The 14,494-nt window shown below is 65.9% G+C and carries 18 protein-coding genes; 10 read left to right on the top strand and 8 right to left on the bottom strand.

Going from position 1 to position 14,494, the window contains the following annotated elements; genetic code table 11:
• The first annotated feature begins 24 nt into the window (after nt 1–24).
• A complete protein-coding gene (locus HACJB3_RS20220) occupies nt 25–177 on the top strand; it encodes a hypothetical protein (protein ID WP_008416724.1) in 153 nt (50 codons plus the stop codon).
• A gap of 4 nt (nt 178–181) precedes the next feature.
• Here HACJB3_RS20220 and HACJB3_RS11160 read toward each other — a convergent pair whose 3' ends face one another.
• Nucleotides 182–1,282 (bottom strand): putative sulfate/molybdate transporter, encoded by a 1,101-nt coding sequence (locus tag HACJB3_RS11160; protein ID WP_008416725.1) that lies wholly within the window; start codon nt 1,280–1,282, stop codon nt 182–184.
• Between the two features lie 181 nt (nt 1,283–1,463).
• Between HACJB3_RS11160 and HACJB3_RS11155 the strand changes: the two genes are divergently transcribed.
• The 4 genes from HACJB3_RS11155 to HACJB3_RS11140 all read left to right on the top strand — a co-directional run bounded on the left by HACJB3_RS11155 (nt 1,464) and on the right by HACJB3_RS11140 (nt 4,452).
• Nucleotides 1,464–1,880, top strand: a complete 417-nt coding sequence (locus HACJB3_RS11155) for a cobalamin B12-binding domain-containing protein (protein WP_008416726.1) — start codon at nt 1,464–1,466, stop codon at nt 1,878–1,880.
• Nucleotides 1,877–2,863: a methylmalonyl Co-A mutase-associated GTPase MeaB gene (gene meaB, locus HACJB3_RS11150; RefSeq protein ID WP_008416727.1), complete on the top strand. Its 987-nt coding sequence runs from the start codon at nt 1,877–1,879 to the stop codon at nt 2,861–2,863. Before HACJB3_RS11155 ends, meaB begins: the two co-directional genes overlap by 4 nt.
• 11 nt (nt 2,864–2,874) lie before the next feature.
• Nucleotides 2,875–3,174, top strand: coding sequence for a hypothetical protein (locus tag HACJB3_RS11145; protein ID WP_238532760.1), 300 nt, complete (start codon nt 2,875–2,877; stop codon nt 3,172–3,174).
• A 339-nt stretch (nt 3,175–3,513) separates the two neighbouring features.
• Entirely contained in the window at nt 3,514–4,452 is a 939-nt protein-coding gene (locus tag HACJB3_RS11140) for an alpha/beta fold hydrolase (RefSeq protein WP_008416731.1), read from the top strand.
• Here the strand turns inward: HACJB3_RS11140 and HACJB3_RS11135 are convergent.
• The 3 genes from HACJB3_RS11135 to HACJB3_RS11125 are packed head-to-tail and all read right to left on the bottom strand — an operon-like array spanning nt 4,429 to nt 6,276.
• Nucleotides 4,429–4,806: a Zn-ribbon domain-containing OB-fold protein gene (locus HACJB3_RS11135; RefSeq protein ID WP_008416732.1), complete on the bottom strand. Its 378-nt coding sequence runs from the start codon at nt 4,804–4,806 to the stop codon at nt 4,429–4,431. The two genes, HACJB3_RS11140 and HACJB3_RS11135, sit on opposite strands and share 24 nt — an antisense overlap.
• Nucleotides 4,803–5,969 (bottom strand): thiolase domain-containing protein, encoded by a 1,167-nt coding sequence (locus HACJB3_RS11130; RefSeq protein WP_008416734.1) that lies wholly within the window; start codon nt 5,967–5,969, stop codon nt 4,803–4,805. The genes HACJB3_RS11135 and HACJB3_RS11130 overlap by 4 nt, the downstream gene beginning before the upstream one ends.
• 49 nt (nt 5,970–6,018) lie before the next feature.
• Nucleotides 6,019–6,276 carry a DUF7111 family protein gene (locus HACJB3_RS11125; protein WP_013199503.1) on the bottom strand — a complete coding sequence of 86 codons (258 nt, stop codon included), beginning with the start codon at nt 6,274–6,276 and terminating at the stop codon, nt 6,019–6,021.
• Nucleotides 6,277–6,524: 248 nt separating this feature from the next.
• Here HACJB3_RS11125 and HACJB3_RS11120 point away from each other — a divergent pair, with 248 nt between their 5' ends.
• Nucleotides 6,525–7,457, top strand: a complete 933-nt coding sequence (locus HACJB3_RS11120) for a M23 family metallopeptidase (protein WP_008416736.1) — start codon at nt 6,525–6,527, stop codon at nt 7,455–7,457.
• Here the strand turns inward: HACJB3_RS11120 and HACJB3_RS11115 are convergent.
• Nucleotides 7,449–8,591, bottom strand: coding sequence for an acyl-CoA dehydrogenase (locus tag HACJB3_RS11115; RefSeq protein ID WP_008416737.1), 1,143 nt, complete (start codon nt 8,589–8,591; stop codon nt 7,449–7,451). The genes HACJB3_RS11120 and HACJB3_RS11115 overlap by 9 nt on opposite strands.
• A 162-nt stretch (nt 8,592–8,753) precedes the next feature.
• Between HACJB3_RS11115 and HACJB3_RS11110 the strand changes: the two genes are divergently transcribed.
• Entirely contained in the window at nt 8,754–9,845 is a 1,092-nt protein-coding gene (locus HACJB3_RS11110) for a phytoene/squalene synthase family protein (RefSeq protein WP_049934421.1), read from the top strand.
• On the opposite strand, the gene HACJB3_RS11105 is transcribed toward HACJB3_RS11110, so the two are convergent.
• Nucleotides 9,836–10,114: a hypothetical protein gene (locus HACJB3_RS11105; protein WP_008416739.1), complete on the bottom strand. Its 279-nt coding sequence runs from the start codon at nt 10,112–10,114 to the stop codon at nt 9,836–9,838. The genes HACJB3_RS11110 and HACJB3_RS11105 overlap by 10 nt on opposite strands.
• Complete coding sequence (locus tag HACJB3_RS11100) at nt 10,111–10,920, bottom strand: 3-hydroxyacyl-CoA dehydrogenase family protein (protein ID WP_394324780.1); 810 nt, start codon at nt 10,918–10,920, stop codon at nt 10,111–10,113. The genes HACJB3_RS11105 and HACJB3_RS11100 overlap by 4 nt, the downstream gene beginning before the upstream one ends.
• A 220-nt stretch (nt 10,921–11,140) precedes the next feature.
• Between HACJB3_RS11100 and HACJB3_RS11095 the strand changes: the two genes are divergently transcribed.
• The 3 genes from HACJB3_RS11095 to HACJB3_RS11085 all read left to right on the top strand — a co-directional run bounded on the left by HACJB3_RS11095 (nt 11,141) and on the right by HACJB3_RS11085 (nt 13,317).
• Nucleotides 11,141–11,953, top strand: coding sequence for a class I fructose-bisphosphate aldolase (locus HACJB3_RS11095; protein ID WP_008416741.1), 813 nt, complete (start codon nt 11,141–11,143; stop codon nt 11,951–11,953).
• Nucleotides 11,953–12,810 carry a class 1 fructose-bisphosphatase gene (locus HACJB3_RS11090; RefSeq protein WP_008416742.1) on the top strand — a complete coding sequence of 286 codons (858 nt, stop codon included), beginning with the start codon at nt 11,953–11,955 and terminating at the stop codon, nt 12,808–12,810. The genes HACJB3_RS11095 and HACJB3_RS11090 overlap by 1 nt, the downstream gene beginning before the upstream one ends.
• A gap of 114 nt (nt 12,811–12,924) precedes the next feature.
• Nucleotides 12,925–13,317, top strand: a complete 393-nt coding sequence (locus tag HACJB3_RS11085) for a cupin domain-containing protein (RefSeq protein WP_008416744.1) — start codon at nt 12,925–12,927, stop codon at nt 13,315–13,317.
• A gap of 51 nt (nt 13,318–13,368) precedes the next feature.
• Here the strand turns inward: HACJB3_RS11085 and HACJB3_RS11080 are convergent, their stop codons facing one another.
• Nucleotides 13,369–14,460 (bottom strand): baeRF10 domain-containing protein, encoded by a 1,092-nt coding sequence (locus tag HACJB3_RS11080; RefSeq protein WP_008416746.1) that lies wholly within the window; start codon nt 14,458–14,460, stop codon nt 13,369–13,371.
• Between the last annotated feature and the right edge of the window lie 34 nt (nt 14,461–14,494).

The raw sequence follows: 14,494 nt of genomic DNA, 5'->3' as shown, positions 1-14,494 counted from the left end.
CACACCAACTCTCCGAGGGTCGGTGTGGCCGACGAACCGACCGAGAACCCATGGGAGGGGACGCGATATCGCTACAGCGAATACCGACACGAGTCGCGGACGATCGCCGTGATCCAAGACGCCGACAACGACCAGGCGTGGATCCAGTCGACCGAAGTCGTTCCGGCCGACCCGTGACGGATCACGCGCCTCGGCGGTAGCGCTCGACGACGAGGTGAGCGCAGATCCCGAGCGCGAAGGCGATTCCCACGTTCCAGACGAGCGCGAGCAGGCCGATTCCGACCGACAGGGCGACGTTCGAGGATTTTCTCACGCTGCTTCCAAGCGAGATCGCGACGAGTGCGAGCAACACCCCGAGCATCGCGACCGGGAATGCGGCCACGAGCGCGCCGGTCGCCACCAAGGCGAGCGCGAGATAGCCGATTCCGAGGATCACGTTCGCGCCGCCGGTGCGTGCGCCGAACTCGTACTTGCCCGCGACGCCATCACAGCCGTGACACATCGGGATCCCGCCAAGCGGCACGGCAAGGAGGTTCGTCACGCCCATACTTCCCGCGAGGACGTCGGCGGGGACCTCCCGGTCGAACAGATCGGAGAACAGCAGCGACGTCGCGAGCGCGGCGTTGCCGATGGTCATCGCGAACTGGGCGACGATCCCGTCGACCACGCCCCAGGTCAGCGCACTCCCCAGGGCCGGAACCGGCGGCAGGCCGGGCGACTGAACCGCAGGCACGCCGGCCGTCCCGAGCGCGATCGCCGCTCCGACCCCGAGTACGACGAGCGCGCTCGCATTCCTGTAGCCGAGTGCGATGACGACGAGTGCGACCACCAATCCGACCGCCGCGAGCGGGGGGCTCTCGGCCGCCAGCGAGACGCCGGTTTCCAACAGGAGCAACCCGACGGCGAACTGGATCCCGCGAACCACCGGTTCGCCGATCCAGCGCTCGACGACCGAGAGCGCGCCCGTATAGCCGACCGCCAGCAACACGACGCCCAACACGAGGCCCGCCAGCGCGAGTTCCGCATACGAGAGCGCCCCGGCGATCGCGAGCGCCGCCAGCGCCTTCATGGGTTCGACCGAAACGGGCAGGCCGTACCACACGCCCCACACGATCTGGAAGACCCCGAAGGCGACCAGGACGTGGGGAAGCGAGATCTCGGTCAACAGCGCCAGCGCGACGACGATCGGCAACACCGTAAGCGAATCACCGACCGCTCCCGTCACCTCGTCGACGGAGAACTCGATACGCCGGGAGCCGGTGATTCGGACTGAAACGGCCACGCGAGGACTATACACCGGGATCGTATTACGTTTCTCAGAAACCGAACGGGATGAAACGATCCGAATAAATAACCGAATCCGGTTTCTCGGCGGTGCCCGCCGTCTCTCTCACGGACGTCCGTTACAGTAAAACCCTTCGGCAGAAAAGTACGGCCATGAACACCGACTGGAGGCGGTCGAAGTGAGCGTCGAAGAGGACCAGCGGGCGATCCGGTGTCTCGTCGCGAAGGTCGGTCTCGACGGCCACGATCGCGGTGCACACGTCATCTCACGGGCGTTTCGCGACGCGGGCTTCGAGGTCATCTACTCGGGGCTGCACAACGCGCCCGACGAGATCGTCCAGGCCGCGGTCCAAGAGGACGTCGACGTACTCGGCATTTCGATCCTCTCGGGAGCGCACAACACGCTCGTCCCGAAGATCGTCGCCGGACTCGAGGAGTACGGCGCCTTCGAGGACACGCTGATCATTCTCGGGGGCGTGATCCCCGATAAGGACAAAGAGCCGCTTCAGGAGGCGGGTGTCGACGCCATCTTCGGACCGGGAACGCCCATGAGCGACACCATCGAGTTCGTCCGCGAGAACGCTCCCGAGCGATGAGCGGCGGCGACACGGACCTCGTTGGAGACCTGCTCGACGGCCGATATCGGGCGCTCGCGCGGGCGATCACGCGGATCGAGAACCGTTCGCCGGGCTATCGCGATCTGGTGGCCGCGCTCCACGAGCACACGGGCGACGCCGAGGTCATCGGGATCACGGGCAGCCCCGGCGCGGGCAAGTCCACCCTCGTCGATAAACTCGCGAAGGCCTACCGCGACGAGGGCCTGACCGTCGGCGTGATCGCCGTCGACCCATCCTCGCCCTATACGGGCGGGGCGGTGCTGGGCGACCGGATCCGCATGGCCTCGACCACGGGCGATATGGACACCTTCGTCCGCTCGATGAGCGCCCGCGGGCAGTTAGGCGGACTCTCGACGGCGACCGGCGACGCGATCACGGCCTTCGACGCCTTCGGGATCGACCGGATCATCGTCGAGACGGTCGGTGCGGGTCAGAACGAGGTCGACATCGTCCGGACCGCCGACACGGTCGCCGTGCTCGTCCAGCCCGAAAGCGGCGACGACATCCAGATGCTCAAAGCCGGGATCCTCGAAATCGGCGATGTCTTCGTGGTGAACAAGGCCGACATGCCCGGTGCCGACAGAACCGTGAAACAGCTCTCGGAGATGCTCGAAGGCCGCGATAACGGCGAGTGGACCCCCGAAATCGTCGAGACGGTCGCGACGAGCGGCGAGGGGCTCGATGCCCTCGTCGAAACGTTCGCGGACCATCGAACCTATCTCGAATCCTCGGGCACGCTCGAAGCGAAAGCCCGCACCCGGTATGCCGAGGAGGTGCGTACCCTGTTACGTGAGGACGCCGGCCGTCTGCTGGAGGGTGAGATCGAGCGCCGCGGCGGGATCGAGGAGCTGGTCGACCGGATCGTCGCCCGCGAGACCGATCCCTACACCGTGGCCGACGAGATCATCGAGCCGCTGGCGGAGTGTCTCGCCCGCGAGGAAGCGGAACCCTCGCCACGGTAGGCTCACTCGACGTGATCGAAACTCCCGAACCCGGGAACCTCGATCGCGGTCTCGGTCGCCGGCGCCACCGAATCCTGCCACGAGTACCGTCGGATCCGGACGTGGTATCTCGGATCATCCCCCGTGTCGGTCCGGTCGGGCCACGTTTCGAGATCGACGACGAACCGTGTTACGTCCGATTCGAACTCGACGGCGACCAGCGGGCGTCCGGGTTCGACGAGTTCGAACGCCGTCTGAAAGACGGTGATGACCGCGTCCTCATCTACGTCCCTGTACTCTTCGGTCGCTTTTGGGATCCGCTCGCTCAGTAGCTCCCAATCGATCGTCCCCTCAGGCGGTGGTCCGTAGAAGACGGCAGCGTTGAACGGGGCACGCTTCTCGGTGATGGTTCGTGCGATGAGCGACTCTGAGACCGACGCGACGCCCCCGTACTCGTGGCCGGCTCGGAGCTTATACCGAACGAGCCCAGACAGCCGGTGACGCCGGCAGTGAACGTCAACGCACCGGTTGCGAGAACCGTTCGCCGTCCACGTTTCATTATCTCCTGTATGACCGCTACTACTATATATTCTGACATTTCTAATGGGAATTGAATGGGCCGAACAGCGTAGTCGATCAGGGTTAAGACCCCTCCGTCCGATAGACCGAGCATGAAGCTTCGACGATTGGTTAGTGGTACCGCGGCCGCTGTCGGCCTCGCGGCCGCCGGCAACCGCGTGCTGGCCGGCCGTGCCGGATCGCTTTCGCCACCGCTCCCGGGCCGCCAGCACACCTACCGCTGGCGCGGCATAGACGTTTCGTACACCGAGGGCGGCGATTCGTCGGATCCGGACCTGCTTTTGCTCCACGGGGTCAACGCCGCCGCCTCCAGTCACGAATTCAGGGAGGTCTTCGAGGAACTCGCCGAGGAGTTCCACGTGATCGCGCCCGACCTGCCGGGCTTCGGGAACTCGGATCGCCCGCCGCTTCTGTACTCCGGTGCGCTGTATACGGACTTCCTCCGCGATTTCGTCCCCGATACCGTCGAGGACGCCACCTGCGTCGCCTCCTCGTTGTCGGGCGCGTACGCCGTCGAGGCCGCCGCAGACGTCGAATTCTCGCGCCTCGTGCTGATCTGTCCGACCGCGCGGACGATGCCGACCCAGCGCCCGCGCCTGCGCTCGCTGCTTCGGTCCCCCGTCGTCGGGACTAGTTTATATAACCTGATCGCGAGCAAGCCCTCGATCCGGTATTTCAGCGCGGATCACGGCTACTACGACGTGGAGAAGCTCACCGACGAGACCCTCGAGTACGAGTGGGAGAGCGCCCACCAACCGGGCGCGCGCTACGCGCCCGCCTCGTTCATCGCGGGCTTTCTCGACCGCCCGCTCGACCTGGGCAAGGAACTGGCCGACCTCGACGTCGAAACGACGCTCGTCTGGGGCCGGGAAGTGGACATCACGCCGCTCAGACAGGGCCGCACCCTCGCGGAGACCGCAGACACCCGCCTCGTCGTGATCGACCGCGCCCGACTGCTCCCCCACGTCGAACACCCACGGGAGTTCGTTGGCGTGATCCGCGAGGAACTACGCGGATCGAAAGACCAGTAGCGGGTCCCCGGTCGTCTCGCGCTCCTCGACGCCGACGGCCACACGCATCCCGACCTCGGGCTCGTCGACGCCGCGCAACTGGCCGGTCAGCCGGGCGACGCCGAAGTCCGCGATGGCGACGACGTAGGGGGCGTCCTCCGCGAACTCGGGGGTCGGGACGTGGGTCCTCGTGTAGGTGTCGACGGTGCCGCCCTCGGGCAGCGGCCTCCGTTCGAGGTCTCCCGCGCCACACTCCGGACAGAGCCTGCGGGGCGGGAGCGAGCCGTGTCCGTTCGAACACTCGAGTACGTAGCCCTCGCCTCGATCGATCGCGTCGATCCACTCGTCGTAGCCCTCGTCGCGTTGCTCGCTCATTGTGTTGCCTCCAAGATATGAACCGTGGTGCTCGCGACGGTCCCCCCGGCGTTGTGCGCAAGACCCACCCGAGCGTCCGCGACGGCGTCGCTGTTGACGTGCTCGCCCGAAAGGAGCTTCGCGAGTTCGATGATCTGGCTCGTCCCGGTCGCACCCACGGGGTGGCCCTTTGCCTTCAGCCCTCCCGAGAGGTTGATCGGAATCGTCCCGTCACACGTCGTCTCGCCTGCGTGGGCCGCGCCGATCCCCTCGCCGGGTTCGAAAAAGCCCAGCGACTCGATTGCGAGTACCTCCGCGATGGTAAAGCAGTCGTGGACTTCCGCGAGTTCGACGTCCTCGGGGCCGATCCCGGCGTCGGCGTAGGCCGCCGAGGCGGCCGCGCTCGCGGCGGGGGTCCGGGCGAGGTACTCCCGGTCCGCAAGCGCCATCCGGTCGCTACCCTGGCCCGTGCCGGTGATCGAGACGGGCGCGTCGATCCCCTCGCGGTCTGCGAACTCGTCGCTGACGAGCACCATCGCGCTCGCGCCGTCCGTGATCGGGCAGGCGTCGTAGAGTCCGAGGGGTTCGGCGACGGGCGGTGCTTCGAGAACGTCCTCGACGGTGATCGCACGCTGGTACTGGGCGTGGTCGTTCTCGAGGGCGTTCTCGTGGTTCTTCACCGCGATGTGGGCTAAGTCCTCGCGAAAACCGCCGTACTCCGCGAAGTAGGCCTGCGCCATCAGCGCGTACGCGCCGGGAAAACTCATCCCCGCGCGGATCTCGAACAGTTCGTCGGCGGCGATCGAGAGTGCCTTCGTCGCGCCCGCAGTCCCGAGGTTGGTCATGCGTTCGGCTCCGCCGACGAGGATGGCGTCGCTCTCGCCGTTTCTGATGTCCTTTACGGCCTCCCGGACCGCGACCCCGCTCGAAGCGCACGCGCTCTCGAAGCGCGTGGCGGGGACACGGATTCCCGCCATCTCCGCCATCAACGGGGCCTGATGGCCCTGATCCTCCGCGAGTTCGCCCATGAAGTTGCCGTAGAAGAGCGCCTCGACGGACTCGCGGTCGACACCCGCCTCCTCGATGGCTCCGGCGCTGGCCTCCGCGAACAGATCCCGTCCCGTGCGCTCGGGGAACTGCCCGAAGTGAGTATGTCCCGTGCCAGCGATTCGAACACCTGTCATGAACTCCCGTAGTCGACGGGCAAATAAAGGGCTGCCGAATGGGGCGGAGTCACAGTCCCATGTTCGACGCCGGATCGGGGACGGGAAGGGCTGTCGGCGGTGCTCCGAGCAGTTCGGCGGCGTGATCGAGCGCCATGTCGAACCCGTAGTATCGCTCCAGTTCGGTCCCCCCCTCGCGCACCGCCAGCATCGCGTATCCCTCACGGTTCTGTGCTATCTCGACGGTTCGGCCCTCGCGCTCGAACGTGAGAACGCGCTCGGTGTCGGTCTCGCGGTACTCCGCGTGCACACTGCCTACCTCGTTCATGGCGGACGTTCGGCCGCCCGGAAGGCGAACCTGTCGGTCGGGATCCGAACCGGTATCAGCGTCGGGACGGCGGGACGTGATCGATCCCGTCGAGGAGTACTAGACAACTCTCGTGATCCCACCGTCCTCGGGGGCTCGCAGTCGGGCGGGTTTCGTGCGAGACGTGTGGCCCAGGCCGGGACGGCGAGCGAGTGAAACTGCGTCCATCGGCCGAAAGCGCTATCGGACGAGCCGAGACAGAGGACTCAATGGCCCGACAGCTCCGTGAGTTCGACCCGACTACTCTTGGCTATCTGGGCGTCCTTTCCGTTCCGGGCTACGTGTACGAACCGCTCGCAATCCTCCGGCTGTTCGCGCTGTTTTTCCTGTTCTGGTTCTGGCCGGCGGTTCGGGGGCTGTTCGGCGATCCTACGGAGGATTCGTCGCTCGAGTTCGATCGCGGGACGAAACTCCGATTCTGGGCGAGCAGCCTCCTCTCCATGCTCAATCCCTTCGTCCTCGTCGCCTCGATCAACCAACTCACCGGCCAGCTCGCGATCCATGCCCGCTATCGCGACGGACTCCCCTCACCTGAAACCTATGCGCCGGAAACCCGCTTTTCGCTGCCGTTTTCGGGTCGGTGGACGGCGATCAACGGCGGCTCCACGAAGGAGACCTCCCACTCGTGGGAGGTCCTCACCCAACGGTATGCCTACGACTTCGTCGTCATCGAAGACGGAACGAGCCACGCCGGCGAGGGCACTCGGTTGGGGGAGTACTACTGTTTCGACGAGCCGATCCTCGCGCCCGCTGACGGGGAAGTGGTTGCGGCCGCGGACGGCCACCGGGACTGTCCGTATCTCGGCGGCTGGGTCGACCCGTTCCAGCGCGACCTCCGGGGCAATTACGTGACCATCCGTCATGCCGAGGACGAGTACAGCGTCCTCGCTCACCTCAAGGAGGGGAGCGTCACAGTACGCGAGGGCGAGTGCGTCGAGCGCGGCCAGCCGGTTGGCCGGTGTGGCAACTCGGGCAACTCGTCGGAACCGCACCTCCATTTTCACGTCCAAGACCGTCCCGAGTTCTTCCTCGGTGCGGGATTGCCCGTCGAGTTCGTCGAGTACGCGGTCGAATCCGACGGGGAGTCGAAACGGCGCGAAACGGGATTCGTCGAGCGAAACCAGACCGTCCGGTCAGTCTAGAACTTTATCGCCGATCGTGTTCCGGAGGATCTCGCTGGTCCCCTCGTAGATCTCGTTGAGTTTGGCGTCGCGATAGTAGCGCTCGACGTCGAAATCCTTCGTATAGCCGTAGCCGCCGTGGATCTGGATCGCCTCGTTCGCAACCTCTCGACTGATTTCGCTTGCGTAGAGTTTCGCCTGTGCGGCCTCCTTGATGAACTCCTCGTCGCGGATCTTCAGATCCGCCGCCTGATGCATCAACAGTCGGGCGGCGCTCAGTTTGGTGTCCATATCCGCGAGCTTGTGCTTGATGGTCTGGAACTCCCCGATGGGCTGGCCGAACTGCTCGCGCTCGTTCGCGTACTCGCGGGCGTCGTCGAGTGCGGCCTGTGCGAGGCCGACCCCGCGGGCGGCGATGGTGATCCGCCCGCCGTTGAGGGTTTTCAGCGCCTGGACGAACCCCTCGCCTTCCTCGCCGAGCCGCCGGGACTCGGGGATCCGCATCTCCGAAAACCGGAGCTCGGCGGTCGGACAGCCCTTGTCGCCGAGTTTGTGCTCGGTTCCCTCGACGAGAAAGCCCTCGTCCTCCTCGGGGCGGACGACAAAGGAGGAGATCCCCCTGTTGCCCGCCTCGGGGTCGGTCTTCGCGAAGAGGACGACGGTATCAGCGACGGAACCGTTCGAGATCCAGAGCTTTCCGCCGTCGATGACGTACTCCTCGCCGTCGCGCTCGGCCGTCGTCTCCATCGCGGGGACGTCGCTGCCCGCGCCGGCCTCCGAGAGCGCGAACGCCCCTACGTCCCGTCCCTCGGCGAGCGGCGTCAGATACGTCTCCTTCTGGTCTTCGCTGCCGAACTCGTAGAGCATGTTGCCCGCAAGCGAGGTGTGGGCCGCGACGACCGTTCCGAGCCCGCCCGAGCCCCGCGAAATCTCGGCGAGGCCGATCGCATACGAGTGATAATCGAGACCCGCCCCGCCGTACTCCTCCGGGAAGGGTATCCCCATCAGGCCGAGTTCGCCCATCTCCTCGATCAGATCCCGGGGGAACTCGTCGTTCTCGTCGATTTCGCTCGCGCGCGGTTTGATCTCCTCGTCGACGAACTCCGCGACCATCTCGCGGATCTGCTTTTGCTCGCTGGAGAGGCTGAAGTCCATGTTTCGAATCCTCCCGGTCGATGCTTTAGGTTTCGGGTTCGATCCCGAATCGACGGCCGGGTCGATTCCGTCCTCGCCGTGAGGACGTTCCGTTGGGTTCTGGGGGCTCAAGACGGGTCCTGTGGGTTTTTTTGTCTCCGACCCGTAGGACGGACAACGGCTATGTCTGGATCCTCCCCGAGTACGTTGTCAGAGGCGGCCGCCGACCTCGAGTGGTGCCACGAGGCGGTCGAGGGCGTCTCACGGACGTTCGCGCTGACGATCGACGTCCTCGACGAACCCATGTCGTCGTACATCTGTGTGGGCTATCTCCTCTGTCGAATCGCCGATACCGTCGAGGACGCCCACCACATCCCTCCCGAGACACAGGCGACGTTGCTCCGGACCTACCACGCCGTCCTCGATCCCGACGACCCGACCGGGGTCGAGACGTTCACCGAATCCGTCGCCGAGTGGATCCCCGAAGACGGCGAGCGCACCGCCGACTGGGAGGTCGTCGCACGGACGCCCCGGGTCGTGCGCACCTTCGAGCGCCAGCCCGACTCCGTGATAGCGGCGATCCGACCGCCCGTCCTCGAACTCGTTTCGGGGATGGCGCTGTTCGTCGAGCGGTATGCCGACAGCGGCGGGCTCAGGATCCGGACCCGGACGGAACTCGAGGAGTACTGTTACTACGCGGCGGGCACCGTCGGGCTCCTCATCACCAACCTCATCTGTCGGAACACGGGACCGCCCGGCGAGGAGACCGAGGGAGTCGATCCGTCGGTCGAACGGACCCTCTACGAGAACGCCGAGTCGTTCGGACTTCTCCTCCAACTGGTAAACATCGCCAAGGACGTCTACGACGACTACCACGAGGAAGACAACGTCTACCTGCCGGCGACGTGGCTCGACGCGGAGGGGGTCCCACAGGAGCGCGTCCTGGCCGCCGAATACGCCGACGGATCGACGGCCGTCGTCAAACGGACCGCCGAACACGCCCGGACGTTCCTCGACGATGCCCAGCGCTACCTCGAAACGCTTCCCGAAGTCGAGGGCAACCGGCTCGCGGCGTGGGCGATCCCCTACCTGCTCGCGGTCGGCACGCTGCGGGAGCTCTCCGCTCGACCCGAGGACGCCCTCTCCGAGCGGGACGTGAAGGTCTCGCGAAGCGAGGTCGGCGCGATCGTCTCCCGAATGCTCGGCGAAACCGATAGCGCCCTCGTCGGCGACCTCCGAACGAGGATCGCCGCCCGACCGTTCGATCAGGCCTGAGCCAGCCGCGCTGCCAGTCTTCGCGCCCGTTCGACGCGCTCGTCCGCCCGTTCGTTGTCGGTTCCCTCGATCGCCTCTAAGAGTTCGAGGACGTCCGTCGCGCCCTCCCGGCGCACTGTCGGGGTGACGTCGCCGCGGATCTCGCTGGCGACGGCTTGGGCCTCCCCGAGCCACCGGTTTGCGACGCGATCGATCGGGAGGTCCTCGGTCGCCTCGAGTTCCCGATAGAGCCGGTCTGCGAGTTCGCGGTCGTCGGGCCCGTCGCTCACTCGTACTCGTAGAAGCCCGCACCCGTCTTCTTGCCCAGGTCGCCCGCGTCGACCTTCCGTTTCAGGAGGTAGGCGGGTTTGTACCGGTCACCCAGTTCCTCGTAGAGGGTTTCGCTGGCGTCGAGACAGATGTCCAGCCCGATGTGATCCGCCAGCGTCAGCGGCCCCATCGGGACGTTCGTGCCAAGTTCCATGCCCGCGTCGATGTCCTCCTTCGAGGCGACGCCCTCGTCGAACGCACGGATCCCCTCGTTGATCCAGGGCATCAGGATTCGGTTGGTGACGAAGCCGGGCTTGTCGTCCGATTCCCAGGTGGTTTTGCCCAGCTCCGCCGCGAGCGCGTGGGCGATCTCGACCGTCTCCCCGGCGGTCTTCTCGCCGACGACGACCTCGACGCCCTCCATGATCGGAACCGGGTTCATGAAGTGAAGCCCGATCACCCGTTCTTCGCGATCGGTCGCGCTCGCGATCGTGGTGATCGACAGGGTACTCGTGTTGGTCGCCAAGAGCACGTCCTCGTCGGTGATCTCCGCCAGTTCCGTGAAGATCTCCCGCTTGATCGCCATCTTCTCGACGGCCGCCTCGATGACCAGATCGCACGTCCGGAGGTCCGCCAGATCGGTCGTGCCGGTGATTCGGCCCGTCGCCTCCTCGGCCTCGCGCTCGCTCAGGCGATCCTTCGAGACGAACCGCCCCAGGCTGTCCTCGATCGCCTCCATACCGTTCTCGACGAACTCCGGTTCGATGTCGCGCATCACCACGTCGTAGCCGCTCGCCGCACAGACCTGTGCGATGCCGTTGCCCATCGTCCCCGCGCCGACGACGCCGATCCGCTCTATCGAGTCGATGTTCACGATCCGACCTCGACGGGTACCGTCCTAAACGTGCCGGCTGGCGTTTACTATCGCCGTAGTTGTCGATTCGACCTATCCGCCGGTATCGCTCGGTAGCGGCGCGCTACCCCCTGTATCACTGACGGACGGACGGCAGTAGTTTCTTATAGTAGGTCGCCGGACTCCAAGACGAATGCTCCCGCTTTCCGACTCCCCGATCGTCCGCGATGGGAAGGTACTGATCCTCGCCTACGACCACGGCCTCGAACACGGGCCCGTGGACTTCGAGCCCGTCCCCGGGACGATGGACCCCGAGCGGGTCTTCGAGGCCGCGACCCACGACGCCGTGACCGCCGTCGCCGTCCAGAAGGGGATCGCTGAGGCGTACTACCCCTCTTATGAGGACGACGTGAACCTCCTGCTCAAGACCAACGGCACGTCGAACCTCTGGATGGGCGAACACGACTCGGCGGTCAACTGCTCGCCCGAATACGCCGCCGAACTCGGTGCGGACGCGGTCGGATTCACCCTCTATGGGGGATCGAACCACGAGGTCGAGATGGCAGAAGAGTTCCGCGAGGTCCAAGAGGGCGCCCGCGAGGAGGACATGGCGGTCGTCATGTGGTCCTACCCGCGCGGTCAGGGACTGAAAAACGACACCAAGCCCGACGTGATCTCGTATGCGACCCGGCTCGGACTGGAACTGGGCGCCGACATCACGAAGGTGAAGTATCCCGGATCGCCCGAGGCGATGGAACACGCCTGTGCGATGGCCGGAAAGAGCAAGGTCGTGATGTCGGGCGGGTCGAAAGCCAGCGACAGGGAGTTCCTCGAGACCGTCGAGAGCGCGATCAGCGCCGGGGCCTCGGGGCTCGCGGTCGGACGGAACGTCTTCCAGCGCGAGAACCCCACGGCGCTGCTCGACGCGCTCGAACAAGTCATCTTCGAGGGCGCGAGCGCCGACGAGGCGCTCGCATCGACCGAGACGGCCGCCGCCGACGACTGATGTCGGAACACTCCGACACCGTCGAGGAGGTCTTCGAGACGGTCGCACGCACTGCCCCCGAGATCCGCTCCGCCCTACCCGGCCGGCGAGCCGAGACCGCCGGCAAGAACCCCAGCGGCGAACTCCGACTCGCGGCCGACGACTACGCCGACGACCTCTTAGAGGAGCGACTGGGCGCGATAGAGGGCGTCGGCCAGTACGCGAGCGAGGAAACGAAAGAGAGCGTCGATACGGGTGAGGGCCTCGCGATCGCGGTCGATCCGCTTGACGGATCCTCGAACCTCAAGCCCAACAACACGATGGGGACCATCGTCGGGATCTACAACGCGCCGCTGCCCGCCGCTGGACACGAACTGGTCGGGGCGACGTACGTGCTCTACGGCCCGATCACCACGATGGCGGCCGCCGCCGAGGGCGAGGTCACCGAGTACGTCGTGACCGACGGCGAACGCGAGGCAGTCAGAGAGGACCTGACACTGCCCGAGGACCCGGCGGTCTACGGCTTCGGCGGCCGGGTGCCCGACTGGACCGAGGACTTTGCCGCCTACGTCGAGGAGATCGAGAGCGACGAGAGCCTCAGACTCAGGTATGGCGGATCGATGATCGGCGACGTCAATCAAGTGCTGACCTACGGCGGGATCTTCGCGTACCCCGCTCTGGAGTCGGCCCCCGAGGGCAAACTCCGCCTCCAGTTCGAGGGCAATCCAGTGGGATATATCGTCGAGACCGCCGGCGGGCGCTCTTCGGACGGCGAGGGATCGATCCTCGAGGTCGACCCCGAGGACCTCCACGAGCGGGTGCCCGTCTACGTCGGCTCGACGGACCTGATCGACAGGCTCGAAGGCGCGCTGAACTGACGCCGTCCGAAACGGACAGCGGGGACAGCAAAGGCGGTTCTCGCCGGACGCTCGCCCCCGAAATTCGTGAACGTGAACGGGTACGTTTATCCGGTGTACGCGGAATGTACTCGCATGCCACGCGACTACGACCCGTCCGCGATACCGGCCGTCCACAACCTGCGGGAGGTCGCGCCGTATCGCGAGGAACCGGGTTTCGAGCAGGTCGTCTTTCGCGGTATCGATCAGATGATCGGGCTCTCCCGGATCGGCCCCGAAAAGCCGGACGGAGAGCCCCACACGCACCCGTACGAACAGATGAACATGCTCGTCGAGGGACGCCTCGATTTCCTCGTCGACGGCGAGCGCGTCTCGCTCGAACCCTACGACGCGTTGACGATCCCCCCCGAAGTCCCACACACTTCGCGAGCGCTCGAGGGGGAGACCGCGACGCTTCTGGCCGTCTGGCCGCTTCGGGAGGATCGTCTCGACGGGACGGGCTATCAGGAGGAGTTCCCTGACCTGTAACTCGCGGCTACACAGTGTGACGACCGACGGAGAATCAACGAACGCGGCCGACTAGTCGATCTCGAAGCGCAACAGCGCGCCGTAGCCCTCGAATCCCTCCTCGAACTGCTCGCCGCGTTCGATTCCCGTGGGGACAATCACGTGATCGGCCTCGATGTCTTCTGCGCGCTCGGCCAGTTCGCTCGCCTCCTCGGCGGGGACCGACTCGGCGAGCAACAGTGTCTCGACGGCGTCGTATGTGAGCGCCTCGTCGACCTTCTCGTACCCATAGGCCACCTCCTCGCCGTCGTCGACCCGCTCGAAGAACGTATCGAGCGCCTCGCGTGCGGGCCGGTCCTCTGCCTCGGTGAGTTGCCCCTCCGCGCGTTCGGTGAGCTGTCTGAGTCCCTGTTCGGAGGCGTACTCGACGGGGTAGGTACCGGCCAGTCGGTCGCGAAGTCGGTGGTCGAGTCGGTCCTCGCCGGTGAACTCTTCGATCGTTATCTCGGTCCCGCCGATCAGGAGGTTGTCGACCGGATCCTCGCCGAGGAACGCCCGTTCGGCCGCATCGGCGACGTCGTCGAAAAAGCCCTCCTTCCACTCCGTCTGCCGGCTCTGAAGGTCCCCGCCCTCGACGCTTTCGGGTGCGTTGTCCGCGGTGGGGGTCTCCTCGGCGACCTCGTTTTCTAGCGTGTCGATCGGGACGATTTCCTCGCCCTCGAGGCGCCCGAGGGCCGCCTCGCCCCGTTCGACCACCAGCAGGCCGTAGGTCGCGTCGGGTCCGCCCGTGCTCTCGAGGGGCGCGGTATCGAACTCGTTTGCCTGCTCGTAGCGGAACTCCTCGACCGATGTGGGCAACTCGTCGAAGACGTACTCGACGAGTTCCTCGTCGACGACGCCGACGTAGGCGACCAGCCCGTTCTCGGGGACCGTATCGTACTCCCGGAGGCGCCCCCGAAGCGCTTCGAGCGACTCCTCGACGTCGCTGTTGACCGGTCCCGAGTCGCCGTACTCCGAGTTGGCGTGGTCGCGTTCGATCCGGTTTCGTACCGCTTCGAGGTCCTCCTCGGGTGGGATCGCCACCGTAACGAGGGCCGTTCGATCGGCCGAAGCCTCCTCTACCGCTTCGATCCGTTCGTGAAGATCGTTTCTCGCAGCGCTCATCGTGTAATCGACCGTGAACGGCGATACCGCCCAA

This window comes from Halalkalicoccus jeotgali B3 (genome assembly GCF_000196895.1).
GTDB classification, from domain to species: Archaea; Halobacteriota; Halobacteria; order Halobacteriales; family Halalkalicoccaceae; genus Halalkalicoccus; species Halalkalicoccus jeotgali.
The sequence above is the reverse complement of the archived record's forward strand: the minus strand, read 5'-3'. Positions and strand labels throughout refer to the sequence as shown.